This is a genomic window from Nonomuraea sp. NPDC050328 (assembly GCF_044459405.1).
Lineage (GTDB): Bacteria > Actinomycetota > Actinomycetes > Streptosporangiales > Streptosporangiaceae > Nonomuraea.
The window spans coordinates 283,574-304,232 of record NZ_JBITIW010000010.1; the positions used below are offsets into that span (position 1 = coordinate 283,574).

Here is a 20,659-nt window from a genome sequence, read left to right on the forward strand (position 1 = left end):
GGTGGGGCTGGGGGAGATGGGCGGTGTCGGGAGGCCGATACCCTTGGAGAGCCATGAATCTGGTCAATCTCGAGTCTGTTTCGCAAGCGTTCGGTCCCAAGCCGCTCCTCAGCGACGTCTCCCTCGGTATCGAGGCGGGCGAGCGCATCGGAGTGGTGGGCAGGAACGGCGGCGGCAAGTCCACGCTCATCGCGGTTCTAGCGGGCACCCTCAAGCCGGACAGCGGGCGGGTGACGCACACGAGGGGGACACGGATCGGGCTGCTGGCGCAGCGGGACGATTTCGATCCGGCGCAAGCCGTACGGGAGATCATCCTGGGGGATCGGCCTGAGCATGAGTGGGCCGGTGACCAGGGGATCCGGGAGATTCTGGCGAACCTGGTAGGGGACCTGGATCTTGACGCGAAGGCTGCTGAGCTGTCGGGTGGGGAGCGGCGGCGGGCGGCGCTGGCGAAGCTGCTGATCGACGAGCACGATCTGATCATGCTGGACGAGCCGACGAACCACCTCGACATCGAGGCGATCGCGTGGCTCGCCGGACATCTGGTGGCGCGGAAGTCGGCACTGCTGGTGGTGACGCACGACCGGTGGTTCCTGGACGCGGTGTCCACGCGGACCTGGGAGGTCGTGGACGGGCGGGTCGAGCGGTACGAGGGCGGCTACGCCGCGTACGTGCTGGCCAAGGCGGAGCGGGCCCGGATCGCGCAGGCGGCCGAGGAACGGCGCCAGAACCTGATGCGCAAGGAGATCGCGTGGCTGCGGCGGGGGCCGCCCGCGCGGACGTCCAAGCCGAAGTTCCGGATCGAGGCGGCGCAGGCCCTGATCGCGGACGAGCCTCCGGTGCGGGACACGGTCGAGCTGCTGAAGTTCGCGAGCGCGCGGCTGGGCAGGACGGTGTACGACCTGGAGGATGTGACGCTGCACGCTGGCGGGCCGGGGAGCGGGCCGCTGGTGCTGGATCGGACGACGTGGCAGTTCGGGCCGGGTGACCGGATCGGGCTGATCGGGGTCAACGGGTCGGGCAAGTCGAGCGTGCTGCGGCTGCTCGCCGATCAGGTGCAGCCCGACTCGGGGCGCGTGGTCCGCGGGCGGACGGTACGGCTGGCGTACCTGTCACAGGAGCTGGCCGAGCTGGACCCGACGCGCCGCGTGCTGGAGACCGTGGAGGAGGTGCGGAAGTACATCCAGGTCGGCAAGAAGGAGTGGAGTGCTTCGCAGCTCCTGGAGCGGCTCGGGTTCAAGGGCGACGCGCAGTGGAAGGTCGTCGGGGATCTGTCCGGCGGGGAGCGGCGGCGGCTGCAACTGCTGCGGTTGATCATGGATGAGCCGAACGTGCTGCTCCTGGACGAGCCGACGAACGACCTCGACATCGAGACGTTGAACGAGCTGGAGGACCTGCTGGACGGATGGCCCGGGACGCTGATCCTGGTGTCGCACGACCGGTACTTCCTGGAGCGGGTGACCGATCGGTCCGTGGCGCTGCTGGGGGATGGGCGGTTGTCCATGTTGCCCGGTGGGGTGGACGAGTACCTGGAGCGGCGGGCCGGGGGGAACGCGGTCACCGCTCGGGTGGCGGGGAAGGCCGCTGCCGGGGGTGGGGCTGTCTCTGAGGTGGTGGAGGCGCCTGGCCTGGATGCGGCGGGGTTGTCGGCCAAGGAGGAGCGGGAGCTTCGGAAGGAGCTCAACCGGTTGGAGCGGCAGCTCGACAAGCTTGGCGGGCAGGAGGCCAAGCTGCACGCGGCCATGGCGGATGCGGCCAGCGACTATGTGCGGGTGGGGGAGCTCGACGCGCAGTTGCGGGATGTGCTGGCGCAGAAGGATGCCGTTGAGGGCGAGTGGCTTGAGCTTGCGGAGCGGCTCGGGGAGTGAACAGCGGCTGCTCTGGCAGTGAGCCGTAGGACCTGAGGCCGGGCTCCTCTGGGTGGGGTGCGGGGGCCCCACCGGGGAGGCTGGGCGGGCGGCCAGGCCGGGTGGCCCAGAAGGTGGCCTCGGAGGGTGGTCGAGGCCGGGGCTCGTGCCGGGGAGTGGCTCGTGAGGGTGGCCCGGGCTCGTGGGGGGGCCCGGGGGCTGTCAGGTGTCGAAGGGGGCCAGGAGGGTGCGGAGGAGGTCGGCCAGGGAGCGCTGGTCGGCGGCGCCCAGGCCGGCCAGCAGTTCGCGCTCGCGGCGGAGCAGGTCGGAGAAGGCGGCGTCCACCCGCTCCAGCCCCTCGGGGGTGAGGGAGACGAGGACGCCACGGCGGTCCTCGGGGTCGGGGCGGCGGCGGACCAGTCCGGCCTGGGCCAGGCGGTCGATGCGGTTGGTCATCGTCCCGGAAGTGACCAGGGTGGCCCGCAACAGGGCCCCCGGCGAGAGCTCATAAGGCTTGCCCGCCCGGCGCAGGGCGGTGAGGACGTCGAACTCCCAAGGCTCGAGGTCGTGCTCGGCGAAGGCGGCACGACGGGCACGGTCGAGGTGCTTGGCCAGACGCGAGACCCGGCTGAGCACCTGGAGCGGCTCGACGTCCAGGTCGGGACGCTCCTGCCGCCAGGCGGAGACCAGCCGGTCGACCTCATCGGTGTTCATAGCGACAGAGTTTACTGTCTTGACGTCGAGATATCTCTCTTGATATCAATTATCTTCATGTCGAGAGATATCTGGGATCCGCAGGTCTACGCAACTTACGCCGACGAGCGCTCCCGGCCGTTCTTCGATCTTGTCAAAAGGATCGCCGCCGTGGAGCCGGAATACGTGGTCGACGCGGGCTGCGGTTCGGGCGAGCTGACCAGGACGCTGAAGGACCGCTGGCCCGACGCCGCGGTCCACGGGTTCGACTCCTCGCCGAAGATGATCGACAAGACGCCCGTGGACGTGGGTCTGACGTTCGAGGTGGCCGACGCGACGACCTGGCGCCCCGACCGCCCGGTGGACGTGCTGGTCTCGAACGCGCTGCTCCAGTGGGTGCCGACCCATCGCGAGCTGCTGGCCACCTGGGTGGGCCTGCTGGCGCCGAACGGCCGGCTGGCGTTCCAGGTGCCGGGCAACTTCGACGCCGGCAGCCACCGGCTGATCAGGGAGATGTGCCAGGCCGGCCGGTGGCGGTCCAAGCTCGGCGACCTGCCGCGGGAGCGCCCGGTGGACGACCCGGTGGACTACCTCGACCGGCTGACCGGCCTCGGCTGCCGCGTGGACGCGTGGGAGACGACCTACGTCCACCTGCTGCAGGGCGAGGACGCGGTGCTCAAGTGGATCTCCGGCACCGCGCTGCGCCCGGTGTTCGACCGCCTGACCGAGGCGGAAGCGCAGGAATTCACCCAGGAGTTGGGCGAACAGCTCAACGCCGTCTATCCGCGCAAGCCGTACGGCACGGCCTTTCCCTTCCGGCGAATCTTCGTGGTGGCCGAGAAATGATCGTCGCATTCCATCATGTGCTCCTGGCCGCACCGGCCGGCAGCGAGCCGCGGCTCAGGGAGTTCTACACAAGAATTCTCGGCCTGACCGAGGTGCCGAAGCCGCCGGAGCTCGCCAAGCGGGGCGGCGTCTGGTTCCGCGGTCCGGGGGTCGAGCTGCACCTCGGCATCGAGGAGGGCTTCGAGCCGCCCCAGAAGGCGCATCCCGCCTTTCTCGTCGATAATCTCGACGAACTCGCCCAGCTCATCCCCGGCGCCATTCCGGATGACCTTTTCCCGGGCTACCGGCGGATTTACGTCAAAGACCCGGTGGGGAATCGAATCGAGCTGCTCCAGCCCGTGTGATGTTCACCTTCGGGTGGCATGATTGTCCGAAATCAGCCGTCTAGGGGGTCTAGTGGGCATCGAGATCGAGGACAAGTTCGACGTACCGCCCGACTACCAGGTGCCGGATCTGAGCGGCCTGGCCGACCCGGTGCGGACGACGACCTACCAGCTCGTCGCCCTGTACTACGACACCCCCGACCTGCGGCTGGCCCGCCGGGGCATCACCCTGCGGCGGCGGCGCGGCGGCGCCGATCCCGGCTGGCATCTGAAGCTTCCCGCCGCCCGCGGCCGCCTGGAGATCGCCCGTCCGCTCACCCGGAGCGTGAAGGTCGTCCCGGAGGACCTGGCCGACCTGGTCGCGGGGTACACCCGCGGCGCGGACCTGCAGGTCGTCGCCGAGCTCGACACCAAGCGCACCGCCATCCGGCTCGGCAACCTGGTCGAGGTGGCCGACGACCGCGTCAAGGGCACGGCGCTCGGCCGCGAGCCGGTGCGCTGGCGCGAGGTCGAGGCCGAGGTGCTGGACGGCGACGAGAAGCTGCTGGCCAAGGTGGGCAAGCGGCTGCGCAAGGCCGGAGCCACGCCCGCGGCCGGAGCCAGCAAGCTCGCCCGGTTGCTGGAGCCCCAGCCTCTCGACCGGGTCGTCACCAAGTCCGGCAGCGCCGGCGAGGTCGTCATGGACTACCTGGGCACGCAGGTCGCCGCGGTGCTGTCCCAGGATCCCCGGGTACGGCAGGCGGAGAAGGACGCCGTCCACCAGATGCGGGTGGCGTCCAGGCGGCTGCGGAGCGCGCTGAAAGCCTTCAAAGTGGTCATCACCGGCACCGACCACCTTCAGGACGAACTGCGCTGGCTCGGCCAGGTGCTGGGCGAGGCCCGCGACCTGGAGGTCATGCGCGCCCGTTTCGCCCGTCACCTGCGCGGGCTCGCGCCCGAGCTGCTCGCCGGGCCGGTCCAGGCCCGGCTTGGCGACGATCTGCACGGGCGTGAGCAGCAGGCCCATGGCCGGATCCGTGAGGCGATGCGCGGTGAGCGGTACTTCGCGTTGCTCGACGGGCTCGATCGGCTGCTGGCGGAGCCGGAGTTGAGCAAGCGGGCCACCGCGCCGGCCACCGGCACGCTCAGGCGGGCCGCGGCCAAGGGGTGGGAGCGGGTGACGGAGGCCTACGACGAGGCTCAGGCGATCGAGGAGCCCGAGCGTCGGGAGCTGGCCATGCATGAGGTGCGTAAGGCGGCCAAGCGGGCTCGTTACACGGCTGAGGCGCTGAGTCCGGTGCTTGGCAAGCGGATGGCGGGGCTGGCGTCCGGGGCCAAGGCGATCCAGGAGGTGCTCGGGCGGCATCAGGATGGGGTGGTGGCGCAGGAGACCTTGCTCAAGGAGGCCGAGGTGGCTCGGCGGGCTGGGGAGGACACGTTCACGTACGGCCTGCTCATCGGGATCGAGCGGGCGCGGGCGGAGCAGGCGCACGCCGACTTTCCGGGGGTGTGGAAGAAGGCGGGCAAGAAGGTGGCCAAGTCGCTCTGAGCACCGCACGAGAAGGCCGCCGCACCAGAAAGGACAGGAGGGGGCACAGTCAGGCGGTGTGGTGGCGCTCTTCGGCGATCACCCGGCCGTCGGCGCGGTGCCGTACGGCGAGTTCGCCCTTCTCCAGCCGCAGCCCCAGCAGCTCCGTCAGCACCTTCCCGTGCGTGGAGAGCACGGCCGCCCCGGTGAGCCCGGAGACCAGGGCCGGGGTCTTGGCCGGGTCCATGCCCTCCTCGCTGAGCAGCGGCTCCAGGACCATGTCCGTGCTGTACGGCTCCAGCGTCTGCACGCACCGCAGGCTGGGCGAGCTCATCAGCAGTCCGGGTCCGTAGGCCGGCAGGATGCCCGCGAGCGTGCGCGCCTGGACGTGCCCCCGGGCGTCGAGCGGCCGCAGGTGGTCGGGCCCGTGCCAGGCCTCACGCGAGCCCGCGGTGCCGTGCCGTACGAAGATGAGCGGTTCGGAGGCGAGCGGCGCGGTGAGCAGCTCGCCGAGCAGGGCCCGGTCGCGGTCGTAGCTGAGCCGGTGGTGCGCCTGGTGCAGCGGCACCCACTTCAGGTCGTCGGCCTCGGGTCCGGGAGCGAAGTCGCCCGAGACGACGCGGGCCGACCAGTACCGCACCCGCTTGGGCTGGTCGAGGTGGAGGTAGTGGCTGGTAGGCAGGGGCCGGCCGAGCACGACGGTGAACCCGGTCTCCTCCTGCACCTCGCGCAGCGCGCAGGCCAGGTCGTGCTCGCCGGCCTTGGCCTTGCCCTTGGGGAAGGTCCAGTCGTCGTAGCGCGGCCGGTGGATGAGCGCGACCTCGGGAGCGTGCTCGTCGCCTCGCCAGACGACGGCGCCGGCCGCGCGGATCTCAGTTGTCAACGGTCCTCCACCGCCGGGTGCCGATCAGGTGGCTCTGCAGGTCGTCGCCGGGCTGGCGGGTCCAGGTGCCGTCGGAGTTGAGCCACCACGAGCTGGTGGTGTCGGCCATCGCGAGGTCCATGAGCTCGATCAGGTAGGCGCGGTGCTGCTGCCCGGTGACCTTGACCAGGGCTTCGACCCGCCGGTCGAGGTTGCGGCGCATGAGGTCCGCGCTGCCGATCCACACCTCTGGACGCCTGCCCAGTCCGAACTCATAAATCCGGGAGTGCTCCAAAAACCGCCCCAAGATTGACCGAACGCGGATGTTCTCCGACAGGTCGGGGATGCCGGGTCGGAGCGTGCAGATGCCGCGCACCCAGAGGTCGACCGGCACGCCGGCCCGCGACGCCCGGTAGAGCGCGTCGATCATCTCCTCGTCGACCAGCGAGTTGGTCTTGATCCTGATCCTGGCCGGGCGCCCGGCCGACTGGTGGGCGATCTCCCGCTCGATCCGCGCGAGCAGCCCGCCGCGCAGCGAGTGCGGCGCGACCAGCAGCCGCCGGTAGGCCGAGTGGTTGCTGTAGCCGGTGAGGTGGATGAACAGGTCGGTGACGTCCTCGCCGACCAGCGGGTCGGAGGTGAGCAGCCCGAAGTCCTCGTAGAGGCGCGCGGTCTTGGGGTTGTAGTTGCCGGTCCCGATGTGGCAGTAGCGCCGCAGCTCGCCGTCGGCCTCCTGGCGCACGACCAGGGCCAGCTTGCAGTGCGTCTTGAGCCCGACCACGCCGTAGACGACGTGGCAGCCGGCCTTCTCCAGCTTGCGCGCCCATTCGATGTTGGCGTGCTCGTCGAAGCGGGCCTTGATCTCGACCACCACCACGACCTGCTTGCCCGCCTCGGCCGCGTCGATCAGCGCGTCCACGATGGGGGAGTCGCCGCTGGTCCGGTAGAGCGTCTGCTTGATCGCCAGCACGTCGGGGTCGGCGGCGGCGGCCTCGATGAAGCGCTGCACGCTGGTGGCGAAGGAGTCGTAGGGGTGCTGGACGAGCAGGTCGCGCTCGCGCAGCACGGCGAAGACGTCGTCCTCGGCGTGCACGGCCTCGGCGGGCACGAAGGGCCGGTAGCTGAGCTCGGAGCGGTCGAGGTCGGCGATGGCGTGCAGCCCGCTGAGGTCGAGCGGGCCCTGGACCCGGTAGATCTCGTGCGGCGCCACGTCGAGTTCCTGGACCAGCAGGCGCAGCACCTCGGGGCTGATCGTCTCCTCGACCTCCAGGCGGACCGGCGGGCCGAAGCGGCGCTTGAGCAGTTCGCGCTCCAGGGCCTGCATGAGGTTCTCGGTCACGTCCTCGTCGACGTCGAGGTCCTCGTTGCGGGTGACGCGGAAGACGTGGTGCTGGACGATCTCCATGCCCTTGAAGAGCTGTCCGAGGTGGGCGGCGATCACGTCCTCCAGCGGGACGAAGCGCTCCTTGGAGGCGGCGACGAAGCGCGGGAGCTGGGAGGGCACCTTCACCCGGGCGAAGACGGTGTGGTCGTTGGCCGGGTTGCGCACCACGACGGCCAGATTCAGCGACAGTCCTGAAATATACGGAAAAGGGTGTGCGGGGTCGACGGCCAGCGGCGTGAGCACCGGCCGGATCCGCTCGCGGAACAGTTTGCGCAGCTCGGTGCGCTCCTCGCGAGCCAGGTCCTCCCACCGCACGATCTCGATGCCCTCGGCGGCGAGCTGCGGGCAGATGCGCTCGTGGAAGACGTCGGCGTGCCGCTTGGCCAGGCCGTCGGCGATGGTGCCGATGCGCGCCAGCTCCTCGCGCGGCTTGAGCCCGCTCTTGGTCCGCAACAACAACCCGGTGGCCATGCGGCGTTTGAGACCTGCCACCCGCACCCGGAAGAACTCGTCCAGGTTGCTGGAGAAGATGGCCAGGAAGCGCACTCGCTCTAGAAGGGGAAGCGAGGGATCTTCGGCCAGCTCCAGCACCCGTTCGTTGAACTGCAGCCAGCTCTCTTCCCGGTTGAGGAAGCGCTCCTGGGGCAGGGGCAGGTCATCTCCAGGGTGCAGCAGTTCCGCGGACATATTGGCTATATTGCCCAACTTCGTTGAACGGCACGTTAACTCCCGCTCAACGGATTACTCTGTCTGCCCCTCGACGACCGGTTCGATGAGTTGTTCCAGGGCCGGCTGCTCGGTGAGGATGCGCTCGACGGTGATCTGCTCGGCGCGTTCCTTGCCCGCGAGCCGGGCGGCGCGCTCGGCCAGCCGGGCCTCTCGCTGGCGCAGCTTCTCGGCGCGTTCCGCGGCCTTCTCCGCCTCGCGCAGTTGCCGCTCGCGCTCCTTCAGCGTGCGCTCGCGGGCCTTCTCCGCCTCGCGCTGCTCCTTGAGGCGGGCCTTCTCGGCCTCGCGGCGCTGGCGTTCGGCCTCGCGCGGGTCGAGTTCGGCGGCCGGCCGGGGCGGCAGCGTCCTGGGGATGTGGTTGCGGGTCGCGGCGGTGATCGCCGGGCTCGGGTTGAGTCCGGTCAGGCCGTTCCAGGCCAGGTTGACCAGGTGGGCCGCGACCTCCTCGCGGCTCGGCTTGCGCACGTCGAGCCACCACTGCCCGGTGAGCGCGACCATGCCGACCAGCATCTGCGCGTACATCGGCGCGAGCTTGGGGTCGTAGCCGCGGCTGACGAACTCGTCGGCCAGCACGTCTTCCACCTGGCTGGCGATCTCGCTGATCAGGCTGGCGAAGGTGCCGGTGCCGGAGGCGGCGTGCGAGTCGCGGACGAGGATCTGGAAGCCCTCGCTGCTCTCCTCGATGTACCGCAACAAGGCAAGGGCCGCGCGCTCCAGCTTGATGAGCGAGTGCGACGCGGCCAGCGCTTCGGTGATCATGCCCAGCAACTTCTGCATCTCGCGGTCGACGACGACCGCGTAGAGTCCTTCCTTACCGCCGAAATGCTCGTAGACCACCGGTTTGGAAACCTGTGCCGTCGCCGCCACCTCCTCTATGGAGGTGGCGTCGAATCCCTTTTCTGCGAAGAGCGAGCGGGAGATGCGGATCAACTGCTCCCGGCGCTCCCGACCGGTCATGCGTTTACGGGAGGTCACAGGTTCCATCATGCCGGTACTAGGAGATGCGCTTGGCGGCAAGGCGCTCCGCGGTGGGCCAGCGCACGTTGTAGGCCCAGCCCAGCTTCTCGAACATGCGGATCAGCTCGGCGGAGATGTCGAACTGGCCCTTGAGGGCGCCGTGGCGGGCGGAGGTGGGCTCGGCGTGGTGCAGGTTGTGCCAGGACTCGCCGAAGGACGGGATCGCGAGGATCCACACCTGGCGGGACTTGTCACGGGACTCGAACTGCTCGTCGCCGAAGACGTGGCAGATGGAGTTGATCGACCAGGTCACGTGGTGCAGCAGGCCGATGCGGACGAAGGAGGCCCAGAACAGCGCGGTGAAGGCGCCCCACCAGGACATGGTGACCAGGCCGCCGATGATCGCCGGGCCGAGGATGGAGAAGAGCGCGATCGGCAGGAAGGCCCGGTGCATCTTCATGATGTCGGGGTCCTTCATCAGGTCAGGGGCGTACTTCTCGCGGTTGGCGCGCTCGGCCTCGAACAGCCAGCCCATGTGGGCGTAGAGCAGGCCCTTGGTGAGGGCGCCGAAGCTGGTGCCGAAGCGCCACGGGGAGTGCGGGTCGCCGTCCTTGTCGGAGAACTTGTGGTGCTTGCGGTGGACGGCCACCCAGTCGAGGACGGACATCTCCAGGGAGAGGCTGCCCATGATGCCCAGGGCGATCTTCAACGGGCGCTTGGCCTTGAAGGAGCCGTGGGTGAAGTACCGGTGGAACCCGACGGTGACGCCGAGGCCGGAGAAGATGTAGAAGACGAACGCGATGATGACATCGGTCCAGGTCAGGCCCCATCCCCAGGCGAAGGGGACGGCCGCCGCGAGCGCGATCAGCGGGATCCCGACGACGAGACCGAAGACGACGAGTTCTGCCTTGGAGCGGCGGGACGGATCATGCTCGGGTTTCGGGGTCGGGGCCGGGCGTTCGACGGCGATGGTCATGGGCTACCTCTCACGACACAGATGGTGAAGTATGTCCGGGCTACGCAACCGTAACTTACGCCACCGTAGCTAAGGAACGGCTAAGAAGCGAATGTAGGGAAGGTGACGTTCTGTCCTGCCCCCTGATGTGCGTTCCATGCCTTGCCCAATTTCGGCTGGGCTGTTATAAGCCTGTCGAAGCGGCGAAGATCTCGGTCGGCTTGGGCGGTCGAAGGTCGGTAAGCTAGTTCCGGCACGCCGCGCGCGGCGTCCGATTGATCCCGGATCGTCTAATTGGCAGGACAAGTGGTTTTGGTCCACTTTGTAGGGGTTCGAGTCCTCTTCCGGGAGCCAACACGTTGCACGGGAGGCGGCGGGACGGCGCTGTGAGCGGGAAGGTATCCTCAGCGTGTCGGGAGGGTAGCCGTGCGGTAGCCGTACCGCACCAGATGCCCTGAACCGCCCAGTCACAGGGAGCCTCAGTCCGTGAGTGTGCCGCGCCCTAACCCGGTAAGCCCGGCCGCAGTGATCGTCCTCGCCGCAGGCGAGGGCACCCGGATGAAGAGCCAGACCCCCAAGGTCCTTCACGAGGTCTGCGGGCGCACGCTCGTGGATCACATGCTGGCCGCCGCCCGCGAACTCGACCCCGCCCAGCTCGTCGTCGTGATCGGTCACGCCCGCGAGCTCGTCGGCGGCCATCTGGCCGAGACCAGTCCCGACGCGCGGGCCGTCGTCCAGCGCGAGCAGCGCGGCACCGGCCACGCCGTACGCACCGTCCTGGAAGAGGTCGGCACGATCGCCGGCACCGTCCTGGTGACCTACGGCGACACGCCGCTGCTGCGCGGCGAGACCCTGGCGGGCCTGCTCGTACGGCACGCCGAGGACGGCAACGCGGTCACCGTGCTGACCGCCGAGGTCCCCGCGCCGACCGGCTACGGTCGGATCATCCGCGACGAGGCCGGCGCCGTGCTGGAGATCGTCGAGGAGAAGGACGCCACGCCCGCCCAGCGCGCCCTGCGCGAGATCAACTCCGGCGTCTACGCCTTCGACGGCCTGCTCCTGGCCGACGCGGTCAAGCGCGTCTCGACCGACAACGCCCAGGGCGAGGAGTACCTCACCGACGTGCTGTCCATCCTGCGCGAGGAGGGGCACCGGGTCGGCGCGCACGTGGCCGCCGACTACGTCGAGGTCGAGGGCGTCAACGACCGCGTCCAGCTCGCCTTCGCCCGCAAGGTGCTCAACCGGCGGCTGCTGGAGGCGCACATGCGCGCCGGCGTCACCGTGGTCGACCCCGAGAGCGTGTGGGTGGACGTCCAGGTCACGCTGGAGCCCGACGTCACCGTCTACCAGAACACGCAGCTCCGCGGCGCCACGCACGCCGAGACCGGCGCCGAGATCGGCCCCGGCGCCACGCTGACCGACACGCGGGTCGGCCCGGGCGCCAAGGTGCGCAACGCGGTGTGCGAGAGCGCGGTCATCGGCCCCGAGGCGCAGGTGGGCCCGTACGCCTACCTCAGGCCCGGCGCGGAGCTCGGCGTGCGGGCCAAGGCCGGCACCTTCGTCGAGATCAAGAACAGCACGGTCGGCGACCGCTCCAAGGTCCCGCACCTCACCTACGTCGGCGACGCCACGCTGGGGGTCGACGTCAACGTCGGCGCCTCCACGGTGTTCGTCAACTACGACGGCGTCGACAAGCACCGCACCACGGTGCGCGACGGCGCGTTCATCGGCTGCGACACCTCCCTCGTCGCGCCGGTGACCGTGGGCGACGGCGCCTACACGGCAGCCGGCTCCGTCATCAACGAGGACGTCCCCCCGGGAGCGATCGGGGTGGCCAGGGCGCGTCAGCGCACCATCGAGAAATGGGTCTTGCGCAGGCGCGCGGGCACGAAGTCGGCCGCGGCGGCCCAAAAGGCGCTGGCCGAGCAAGAACAGCAGGAGAGTGGCACATGAGCAGGCTTGGAAGCGGGCACGGGAGCGTGGCCAGGTGACGAGCATCAAGCAGCCCGGTGAGAAAGAGCTGATGTTCTTCTCCGGCCGGGCCTACCCCGAGCTGGCCGAAGAGATCGCCGAGCACCTCGGCATCTCGCTCACCCCCACCAAGCTGGTCGACTTCGCCAACGGCGAGATCTACGCCCGCTACCTGGAGTCGGTGCGCGGCAGTGACGCCTTCGTCATCCAGTCGCACACCCAGCCCATCAACAAGTGGATCATGGAACAGCTCATCATGGTCGACGCGCTCAAGCGGGCCTCCGCCAAGCGCATCACCGTGGTCATGCCGTTCTTCGGTTACGCGCGCCAGGACAAGAAGGGCCGCGGCCGCGAGCCGATCACCGCCCGCCTGATCGCCGACCTGTTCAAGACCGCGGGCGCCGACCGGCTCATGTCGATCGACCTGCACACCTCGCAGATCCAGGGCTTCTTCGACGGCCCGGTGGACCACCTGTTCGCCATGCCCGTCCTGGAGACCTACCTCAAGGACCGGCTCGACCTGGAGAACACCACGGTCGTCTCGCCCGACACCGGCCGCGTGCGGCTGTCGGAGCGCTGGGCCGACAACCTCGGCACCCCGATGGCCTTCATCCACAAGCGGCGCGACCTCGACGTCGCCAACTCGGTGAAGGTCAACGAGGTCGTCGGCAAGGTGCGCGGGCGCACCTGCGTGATCATCGACGACATGATCGACACCGCGGGCACGATCTGCAAGGCCGCCGACGCCCTCTACGACCAGGGCGCGACCAACGTCATCGTCGCCGCCACCCACCCGGTCTTCTCCGACCCGGCGGTCGACCGGCTGAAGAACTCCCGCATCTCCGAGGTCATCGTCACCAACACGCTGCCGCTGCCCGAGGAGAAGAAGTTCGACAAGCTGACCGTGCTGTCGATCGCCCCGCTGATCGCCCGCGCGATCACCGAGGTGTTCAACGACGGCTCGGTCACCAGCATGTTCGAGGGCGCCGTCTAACCGGCCCTCCCGCCGTCTGGCGGCCGGCCTGAGCGGGCCGCCGGACGGCGCTGAGGTCGCCGTGGTCCGGGAGGGCGGGTAGCCTATACGGGTTGCGCTCGTAACGCCTTCCGCTAGGGCGGGTGAGGGGGAGCGCAGTCACCTTCCTTCGCATCCCTAGGAGATGTCGTGTCCGAAGTCAAGATCGCCGCTGAGACCCGCACCACGTTCGGCAAGGGCGCCGCTCGCAAGATCCGCCGCGCCGACAAGGTGCCCGCCGTCCTCTACGGCCACGGCATCGACCCCAAGCACCTCACCCTGCCGGGCCACGAGATCCTGCTCGCCCTGCGCACGCCCAACGTTCTGATCCGCCTCGAGGGTGACGGCATCGACGAGATGGCCCTGCCCAAGGGCGTCCAGCGCGACCCGATCAAGGGCTTCGTCGAGCACGTCGACCTGCTCCTGGTCAAGCGCGGCGAGAAGGTCACCGTCGACATCCCGGTGACCACCGTCGGCGACGTCAACTCCGAGGGCATCCTCGACCAGCAGCTCATGTCGATCTCGGTCGAGGCCGAGGCCACGCACATCCCCACCGGCATCGAGGTGGACGTCGACGGCCTCGAGGTCGGCACCCAGATCACCGCGGGCGACCTCAAGCTGCCCAAGGGCACCACGCTCGTGGCCGAGCCCGACACCCTCGTCCTGCACGTGACCGCCAAGCCGACCGCCGAGGAGGTCGACGAGGAGACCGGTGGCGAGACCGCCGAGGCCGCCGAGGAGGCCGCCGAGGGTGGCGAGACCCAGGAAGAGGCCGCGGCGGAGTAACTCTCCCAGCGCCTGGAATCCGGGGCGGTCCGGCAGCGATCGAGCTGCGGGGCTGCCCCGTTTTCGCACGACCGCACGACACGAGACGGGAATGGGCGGATGGATCGCTGGCTGATCGCCGGGTTGGGCAACCCCGGCGCGGAGTACGCGGGCAACCGGCACAACGCCGGCTTCATGACCCTCGACGAGCTGGCCGCGCGGGCCGGCGGCCGGTTCAAGGCGCACAAGAGCCGCGCCGAGGTGCTGGAGACCCAGCGCGCGGTGCTGGCCAAGCCGCTGACCTTCATGAACCTGTCCGGCGGGCCGACCAAGTTCCTCGCCGACTTCTACAAGATCCCGGTCGAGCGGATCATCGTCGTGCACGACGAGCTCGACGTGCCCTACGGCGCGCTCCGCGCCAAGCTGGGCGGCGGCGACAACGGGCACAACGGGCTGAAGTCCATCACCAAGGCGCTCGGCAGCCGCGACTACCTGCGGGTGCGGTTCGGCATCGGCCGCCCGCCCGGCCGGATGGACCCGGCCGCCTACGTCCTGCGCGACTTCGCCACCGCCGAGCGCAAGGACCTGCCCTTCCTGGTGGACCGCGCGGCCGACCTGACCGAGTCGCTGATGGAGCGGGGTCTGGAGCCCACCCAGAACTCCTTCCACGCCATGGACCTGAACATTTCCGGCCCTCCTCGCTGATCCCCGCATAGGACCGTTCGCCCAGCCGCGCGGTTCACCCGCCGCTACGCTCTGGTCACCATCTGTTGACCGGCGGTCGTGGAGGCGTGCGTGAGCAAGGGCGAGGGGCTGATGACCGTCGTCCGGAGTGAGCCCGTCCTCAGCCGGCGGGCGGGCGCCGGCGGGCCCGGCTGGATCCGGCCCTACGTCTGGCTCGCCTTCCTGGCCGACCTCGGGTGCGCGGGCTTCGCCGCCGGGGTGGCCTTCCTGGTGCGGTTCGGCGAGGTGTCCACGTATGCCACGCCGTACGTCGTGCTGAGCCTGGCCCTGCCGCTGGTGTGGGTCTGCTCGATCGCGCTCAACCGGGCCTACGAGCCGCGCATGCTCGGCGTCGGCTCGGAGGAGTTCCGCCGGATCACGCGGTGCGGGCTGGTGCTGATCACCGGCCTGGCGGTCTGCGCCTACCTGACCAAGACCGACGTCGCGCGCGGCTACGTGGTGATCGCGTTGCCGCTCACCGTGCTGCTCACCCTGGTCTTCCGGTACGGCTTGCGCCGGGCCCTGCACCGGCGGCGCGCCCGCGGCCGGTGCCTGCGGCGGGTGGTCGCCGCCGGGCACCCCGAGGCGGTCGCCGAGCTGGTCGGATTGTTCCGCAAGGAGCGCTACCACGGCATGGAGGTGGTGGCCGTCTGCCTGCCGCGCGACGCGCCCGACGAGCGGGTCGCCGGGGTGCCGGTCGCGGGCGCCTTCGCCGACATCGCGCTGGCGGTGGGGCTGTACGACGCCGACACCGTCGCGGTGCTGGCCTGCCCCGAGATGGACGGCCTGGCGCTGCGCCGGCTGGCCTGGCGGCTGGAGCGCTCGCACACCGAACTGGTCGTCGCGCCCGCCCTGATGGAGGTCGCCGGGCCGCGCACCACGATCCGGCCGGTCGCCGGGCTGCCGCTGCTGCACGTGGAGCACCCCGAACTGGCCGGAGCCCGTCAGTTGCTGAAGAACCTGTTCGACCGCGCCGTCGCCCTGGCCCTGCTGGTCGCGCTGAGCCCGCTGCTGGTCGCGCTGGCGGTGGCCGTACGGCTCAGCAGCCCCGGCCCGGTGCTGTTCCGGCAGACCAGGATCGGCCGCGACGGCCGCCCCTTCACCATCCTGAAGTTCCGCACCATGTGGCGGGACGCCGAGAACCGCAAGATCACACTGACCAGCGACCGCGGCGGCGTGTTGTTCAAGATCCGCCACGACCCCCGGATCACCCCGCTCGGCACGCGCATGCGCCGGCACTCGCTCGACGAGCTGCCGCAGTTGCTCAACGTGCTGCGCGGCCACATGTCCCTGGTCGGCCCGAGGCCACCGCTGCCGGAGGAGGTCGCCCGCTACGGCGACGACGTCCGGCGGCGGCTGCTGGTGCGCCCGGGGCTGACCGGGTTGTGGCAGGTGAGCGGCCGGTCGGATCTGTCGTGGGAGGAGTCGGTCCGTCTCGACCTCCGGTATGTCGAGAACTGGTCCCTCATGCTCGACCTGCAGATCCTGTGGAAGACTTGGTCAGCCGTAGCTCGCGGACAGGGAGCGTACTGATGACGATTCGTGACGACCACGCGCTCGCCGCCGACCTGGCGGAGGAGGCCGGCCGGTCCCTGCTCCAGTTGCGCGAGCGCCTGGGGTTCGAGCATCCGCCCGCCCTGCGGGCCGAGGGCGACCGCAGCGCGCACCTGCTGCTGATGGAGTCGCTGGCGCGGCTGCGCCCGTCGGACTCGGTGCTGTCGGAGGAGGCCACGCGCGAGGAGCGCGGCGACCCCAGGCGGCAGCAGGCCCAGCGGGTCTGGATCGTCGACCCGCTGGACGGCACCCGCGAGTTCGCCGAGGAGGGTCGCGCCGACTGGGCGGTGCACGTGGCGCTGTGGGAGCGTGGCGAACTGGTCGCCGGCGCGGTGGCGTTGCCCGCGCAGGGCCGCACGCTGAGCACGGGCGAGCCGCCCAAGCTGCCGCCGTTCGACGGGGGCCGCTTCCGGATCGCGGTCAGCCGCACCCGGCCGCCGGAGTTCGTCCAGAAGCTCGCCTACCTGCTCGGCGCCGACCTGGTGCCGATCGGCTCGGCCGGGGCGAAGATCGCCGCGGTGCTGACCGGTGAGGTGGAGGCCTACGTCCACGCCGGGGGTCAGTACGAGTGGGACTCGGCCGCGCCGGTGGCCGTCGCGCAGGCGGCGGGGGCGCACACGAGCCGGATCGACGGCTCGGCGCTGACCTACAACCAGGTCGATCCCACACTTCCGGATATCCTTGTTTCCCTACCGGAACTAGGGCCAAGCCTTTTGGCCGGGATCCGCGATCTGCACCGCTAGAGGAGAACGAATGCTTCAGCGTGACTACACCACGTCGCAGCTCGATGTGCTAGAGGCCGAAGCCATCCACATCATGCGCGAAGTCGCGGCGGAGTTCGAGCGCCCGTGTCTGCTCTTCTCCGGCGGCAAGGACTCCATCGTCATGCTGCGCATCGCGGAGAAGGCCTTCTGGCCCGCCCCGATCCCCTTCCCGCTGATGCACGTCGACACCGGGCACAACTTCCCCGAGGTGATCGAGTTCCGCGACCGCAGGGCCGCCGAGCTCAACGCCCGCCTCGTGGTGGCCAGCGTCCAGGACTCCATCGACGCCGGCCGCGTGGCCGAGGAGACCGGCCGGCGCGCCTCGCGCAACCGGCTCCAGACCACCACGCTGCTCGACGCGATCGAGGAGCACGAGTTCGACGCGGTCTTCGGCGGCGCCCGGCGCGACGAGGAGAAGGCCCGCGCCAAGGAGCGCGTCTTCTCCTTCCGCGACGAGTTCGGCCAGTGGGACCCGAAGAACCAGCGGCCCGAGCTGTGGAACCTCTACAACGCCCGCATCCGCAAGGGCGAGCACATCCGGGTCTTCCCGCTGTCGAACTGGACCGAGCTCGACATCTGGGACTACATCCGGCGCGAGGGCATCGAGATCCCGTCGATCTACTACTCGCACACCCGCAAGGTCTTCGAGCGCGACGGCATGCTCCTGGCCGACAGCGAGTTCGTGACCCGCGGCGAGGACGAGCCGGTCTTCGAGGCCGTCGTCCGCTACCGCACCGTCGGCGATCTGACCATCACCGGAGCCGTGCAGTCCACGGCGGCGACGGTCGAGGAGATCATCGAGGAGATCGCGGCCACCAGGATCACCGAGCGCGGCGCCACCCGCGCCGACGACCGCTTCACCGAGGCCGCCATGGAAGACCGCAAGCGTGAGGGCTACTTCTAAGATGGACATTCTTCGTTTCGCCACCGCCGGTTCCGTTGACGACGGAAAGTCCACCCTGATCGGGCGCCTGCTCTTCGACTCCAAGGCGATCTTCGAGGACCAGCTCGAAGCGGTCGAGCGCACCTCGCGCGACCGCGGCACCGAGTACACCGACCTGTCGCTGCTCACCGACGGCCTGCGCGCCGAGCGCGAGCAGGGCATCACCATCGACGTGGCCTACCGCTACTTCGCCACGCCGCGGCGCAAGTTCATCATCGCCGACACCCCCGGGCACATCCAGTACACCCGGAACATGGTCACCGGCGCCTCGACCGCCGACCTGGCGATCATCCTGATCGACGCGCGCAAGGGCGTGCTGGAGCAGTCGCGCCGGCACGCCTTCCTGACCAGCCTGCTGCGGGTGCCGCACCTGGTGCTCGCGGTCAACAAGATGGACCTGGTCGACTACTCCGAGGAGCGCTTCGAGGAGATCCGCGAGGAGTTCACCTCCTTCGCCTCCAAGCTCAACGTGCCCGACCTGACCTTCATCCCGATCTCCGCGCTGCACGGCGACAACGTGGTCTCCCGCTCGGAGAACATGCCGTGGTACCACGGCTCCTCGCTGCTGCACCACCTGGAGAACGTGCACATCGCCTCCGACCGCAACCTGGTCGACGTGCGTTTCCCGGTGCAGTACGTGATCCGGCCGCAGAAGGCGACCGACCCGGCCTTCCACGACTACCGCGGCTACGCCGGCCAGGTGGCCGGCGGGGTGCTCAAGCCGGGCGACGAGGTGCTGCACCTGCCCTCCGGCCTGACCACGCGGATCGCCTCCATCGACACCTTCGACGGGCCGGTCGAGGAGGCCTTCCCGCCCATGTCGGTGACGCTCCGCTTCGAGGACGACATCGACATCTCCCGCGGCGACCTGATCTGCCGGCCGAACAACCAGCCGCAGGCCGCCCAGGAGCTGGAGGCCATGGTCTGCTGGATGACCGACGCGGTGAAGCTCGCGCCCCGCTCGAAGCTGACCATCAAGCACACCACCCGCGCCGCGCGGGCGCTGGTGCGGGACGTGCACTACCGGCTCGACGTCAACACGCTGCACCGCGACGAGAGCGCGGCCTCGCTCGGGCTCAACGAGATCGGCCGCGTCTCGCTGCGGGTGACGCAGCCGCTGTTCGTGGACGAGTACTCCCGCAACCGGCTCACCGGCGGGTTCATCCTGGTGGACGAGAGCAGCAACACCACCGTGGGCGCCGGGATGATCGTCGAGGCGCGCGGCTAGGACTCGCGGGCGGGCGCCAGGGCGGACAGGAAGCGGGCCGAGATCGGCGCCGCGACCGCCGACCCGGCGCCGCCGCCCTCGACGACCACGGCGAAGGCCACGTCGTCCCGGTAGCCGATGAACCACGAGTGCGAAGGGGGCTCCTTGCCCTCGCCGTACTCGGCGGTGCCGGTCTTGCCTGCCGTACCGGCGGGGAAGGGGACGGCGTGCGCCGTGCCCTCGTTCACCACGGCGGGCATGAGCTTGCGCAGCGCCGCGACCACGCCGCCCTCCAGCCGCCGGGGCTGGCCGCGCTCCGGCAACCAGCCGGCCGGCACCAGCCGGGGCGGCTGCCACACGCCGCTGGAGATCGCGGCGGCAACCGAGGCCATGTTCAGCGGGCTGGCCAGCACCCGGCCCTGGCCGATCGAGGCCGAGGCCAGGTCGGTGGCGTCCTTGGGAGCCGGGAACTCCGCCCGTACGGCAGGCACCCCCGGATCGATCGGCACGCCGAACCCGAAGTCCCCCGCGACCTTGGCCAGCCGGCTGCCACCCAGCGAGTCGACGGTCATCGCGCCGAAGGTCGTGTTGCACGAGTGCGCGAAGGCGTCGCGAAAGGGCAGGCTGCCGAAGTCGCGGAAGCCCGCGTTGTGGAAGGCGAAGCCGCCGATGTTCTGCTCGGCCGGGCAGCGGACCGTCTGCTCGGCCGACAGGCCGCCGGCCACCAGCGCGGAGGCGGTCACCACCTTGAAGGTCGAGCCGGGCGGGTACTTGCCGAGCAGCGCCCGGTCGAACCCGCCGCGGTTGTTGACCACGGCCAGGACCTCGCCGGTGGAGGCCTTGAGCGCGACCAGCGCGGCCGGCTTGCTGGTGCCCTCCAGCGCGGCGGCGCCGGCCCGGTGCACGGCCAGGTCGAGGGTGGTCCGGAGCGGCGAGCGCTTGGCGGCCTCGCGTTCGGCCAGCGTCTTGACCGCCCGGCCGTCCTCGATGAGCTGGATGCGGGCGGTGCGCGGCGGGGCGAGCCGGTCGGCGTAGCGCTCGCGCAGGCCGGCGACGAGTTGCTGGACCGAGCCCGGCACCTCGGTGCCGCCGATCGGGGCGCCGTCGGCGGCCAGGATCGGCACCGGCTGGGCCGCGTCGGTCACCAGGCGCAGCGTACGGCCGGGCTTGAGGTCGGGGTGCAGGGCGGCCGGGGTCCAGGCGACCTTCCAGGCGCGGTCCTGCTCGACCAGGCTCAGCCGGTTGGTGAAGGCCAGGTCCGGGCCCTTGCCGGTGAGCTTGGCCGTGAACTCCACCCGGCCATCCTCGGCGTCCTCGACCTCGAAGGCGAGCTGGTCGAGCTTGAGGTCGGCGCGCAGGCGGCGGTGCAGCCGCTCGAAGTCGGCCGGCGGGTCGGCGACCAGCTTGCGCATGGCCGGATAGTCCTGTCGCTGCCAGGCCGCGAGGTAGGCGCGCGCGGTCTCCTCCGGAGCCCCCTGCGTGCGCACCATCCAGATCACCCCGCCGGCGACCAACGCCGGCACCAGGGTGCCTGCGGTGATCCACGGCCAGCGGCGGCGACGACGTCCCCCAAAGTCAGTCATGCCGACGAGGACACCAGAGACCTCACATTCATGTCCA

The 20,659-nt window shown here is 70.1% G+C and carries 18 protein-coding genes and 1 tRNA gene; 13 read left to right on the forward strand and 6 right to left on the reverse strand.

Annotation, left to right across the window (positions count from 1 at the left end; genetic code table 11):
- Positions 1-53: 53 nt before the first annotated feature.
- Complete coding sequence (locus ACIBG7_RS33220) at positions 54-1,868, forward strand: ABC-F family ATP-binding cassette domain-containing protein (protein WP_357923161.1); 1,815 nt, start codon at positions 54-56, stop codon at positions 1,866-1,868.
- A 201-nt stretch (positions 1,869-2,069) separates the two neighbouring features.
- Here the strand turns inward: ACIBG7_RS33220 and ACIBG7_RS33225 are convergent, their stop codons facing one another.
- The gene (locus tag ACIBG7_RS33225) at positions 2,070-2,561 is read right to left on the reverse strand and encodes a MarR family transcriptional regulator (RefSeq protein ID WP_357923163.1); all 492 of its coding nucleotides are present in this window, start codon (positions 2,559-2,561) and stop codon (positions 2,070-2,072) included.
- A 57-nt stretch (positions 2,562-2,618) separates the two neighbouring features.
- Between ACIBG7_RS33225 and ACIBG7_RS33230 the strand changes: the two genes are divergently transcribed.
- The 3 genes from ACIBG7_RS33230 to ACIBG7_RS33240 are packed head-to-tail and all read left to right on the forward strand — an operon-like array spanning position 2,619 to position 5,237.
- A complete protein-coding gene (locus ACIBG7_RS33230) occupies positions 2,619-3,386 on the forward strand; it encodes a trans-aconitate 2-methyltransferase (protein WP_397338750.1) in 768 nt (255 codons plus the stop codon).
- Positions 3,383-3,730 carry a VOC family protein gene (locus tag ACIBG7_RS33235; RefSeq protein ID WP_397338751.1) on the forward strand — a complete coding sequence of 116 codons (348 nt, stop codon included), beginning with the start codon at positions 3,383-3,385 and terminating at the stop codon, positions 3,728-3,730. The genes ACIBG7_RS33230 and ACIBG7_RS33235 overlap by 4 nt, the downstream gene beginning before the upstream one ends.
- Positions 3,731-3,782: 52 nt before the next feature.
- Positions 3,783-5,237, forward strand: coding sequence for a CHAD domain-containing protein (locus ACIBG7_RS33240; RefSeq protein ID WP_397338752.1), 1,455 nt, complete (start codon positions 3,783-3,785; stop codon positions 5,235-5,237).
- 49 nt (positions 5,238-5,286) lie between these two features.
- Here the strand turns inward: ACIBG7_RS33240 and ACIBG7_RS33245 are convergent, their stop codons facing one another.
- The 4 genes from ACIBG7_RS33245 to ACIBG7_RS33260 are packed head-to-tail and all read right to left on the reverse strand — an operon-like array spanning position 5,287 to position 10,121.
- Positions 5,287-6,099, reverse strand: coding sequence for an NUDIX domain-containing protein (locus ACIBG7_RS33245; RefSeq protein ID WP_397338753.1), 813 nt, complete (start codon positions 6,097-6,099; stop codon positions 5,287-5,289).
- Entirely contained in the window at positions 6,089-8,149 is a 2,061-nt protein-coding gene (locus ACIBG7_RS33250; RefSeq protein ID WP_357923173.1) for an RNA degradosome polyphosphate kinase, read from the reverse strand. The genes ACIBG7_RS33245 and ACIBG7_RS33250 overlap by 11 nt, the downstream gene beginning before the upstream one ends.
- 54 nt (positions 8,150-8,203) lie before the next feature.
- Entirely contained in the window at positions 8,204-9,145 is a 942-nt protein-coding gene (locus ACIBG7_RS33255) for a TetR/AcrR family transcriptional regulator (RefSeq protein WP_357923175.1), read from the reverse strand.
- Positions 9,146-9,182: 37 nt separating this feature from the next.
- The gene (locus ACIBG7_RS33260; RefSeq protein ID WP_357923177.1) at positions 9,183-10,121 is read right to left on the reverse strand and encodes a fatty acid desaturase; all 939 of its coding nucleotides are present in this window, start codon (positions 10,119-10,121) and stop codon (positions 9,183-9,185) included.
- 258 nt (positions 10,122-10,379) lie between these two features.
- Here ACIBG7_RS33260 and ACIBG7_RS33265 point away from each other — a divergent pair.
- The 9 genes from ACIBG7_RS33265 to cysN all read left to right on the forward strand — a co-directional run bounded on the left by ACIBG7_RS33265 (position 10,380) and on the right by cysN (position 19,060).
- Positions 10,380-10,454 (forward strand) — tRNA-Gln (locus ACIBG7_RS33265).
- Positions 10,455-10,586: 132 nt separating this feature from the next.
- Positions 10,587-12,053 carry a bifunctional UDP-N-acetylglucosamine diphosphorylase/glucosamine-1-phosphate N-acetyltransferase GlmU gene (gene glmU / locus ACIBG7_RS33270; RefSeq protein WP_397338754.1) on the forward strand — a complete coding sequence of 489 codons (1,467 nt, stop codon included), beginning with the start codon at positions 10,587-10,589 and terminating at the stop codon, positions 12,051-12,053.
- A gap of 34 nt (positions 12,054-12,087) precedes the next feature.
- Entirely contained in the window at positions 12,088-13,065 is a 978-nt protein-coding gene (locus tag ACIBG7_RS33275) for a ribose-phosphate diphosphokinase (RefSeq protein WP_357923180.1), read from the forward strand.
- 168 nt (positions 13,066-13,233) lie between these two features.
- Complete coding sequence (locus tag ACIBG7_RS33280; RefSeq protein ID WP_357923182.1) at positions 13,234-13,869, forward strand: 50S ribosomal protein L25/general stress protein Ctc; 636 nt, start codon at positions 13,234-13,236, stop codon at positions 13,867-13,869.
- Positions 13,870-13,968: 99 nt separating this feature from the next.
- Positions 13,969-14,553 (forward strand): aminoacyl-tRNA hydrolase, encoded by a 585-nt coding sequence (pth, locus tag ACIBG7_RS33285; RefSeq protein ID WP_357923184.1) that lies wholly within the window; start codon positions 13,969-13,971, stop codon positions 14,551-14,553.
- 111 nt (positions 14,554-14,664) lie between these two features.
- Positions 14,665-16,104 carry a sugar transferase gene (locus tag ACIBG7_RS33290; protein ID WP_397338820.1) on the forward strand — a complete coding sequence of 480 codons (1,440 nt, stop codon included), beginning with the start codon at positions 14,665-14,667 and terminating at the stop codon, positions 16,102-16,104.
- Entirely contained in the window at positions 16,104-16,868 is a 765-nt protein-coding gene (locus tag ACIBG7_RS33295) for a 3'(2'),5'-bisphosphate nucleotidase CysQ (RefSeq protein WP_357923186.1), read from the forward strand. The genes ACIBG7_RS33290 and ACIBG7_RS33295 overlap by 1 nt, the downstream gene beginning before the upstream one ends.
- Before the next feature lie 10 nt (positions 16,869-16,878).
- Positions 16,879-17,793 (forward strand): sulfate adenylyltransferase subunit CysD, encoded by a 915-nt coding sequence (gene cysD / locus ACIBG7_RS33300; protein WP_357923188.1) that lies wholly within the window; start codon positions 16,879-16,881, stop codon positions 17,791-17,793.
- A 1-nt stretch (position 17,794) separates the two neighbouring features.
- A complete protein-coding gene (gene cysN / locus ACIBG7_RS33305) occupies positions 17,795-19,060 on the forward strand; it encodes a sulfate adenylyltransferase subunit CysN (RefSeq protein WP_357923190.1) in 1,266 nt (421 codons plus the stop codon).
- Here the strand turns inward: cysN and ACIBG7_RS33310 are convergent.
- On the reverse strand, positions 19,057-20,622 hold the full coding sequence (locus ACIBG7_RS33310; RefSeq protein ID WP_397338755.1) for a penicillin-binding transpeptidase domain-containing protein: 1,566 nt from the start codon (positions 20,620-20,622) through the stop codon (positions 19,057-19,059). The two genes, cysN and ACIBG7_RS33310, sit on opposite strands and share 4 nt — an antisense overlap.
- Between the last annotated feature and the right edge of the window lie 37 nt (positions 20,623-20,659).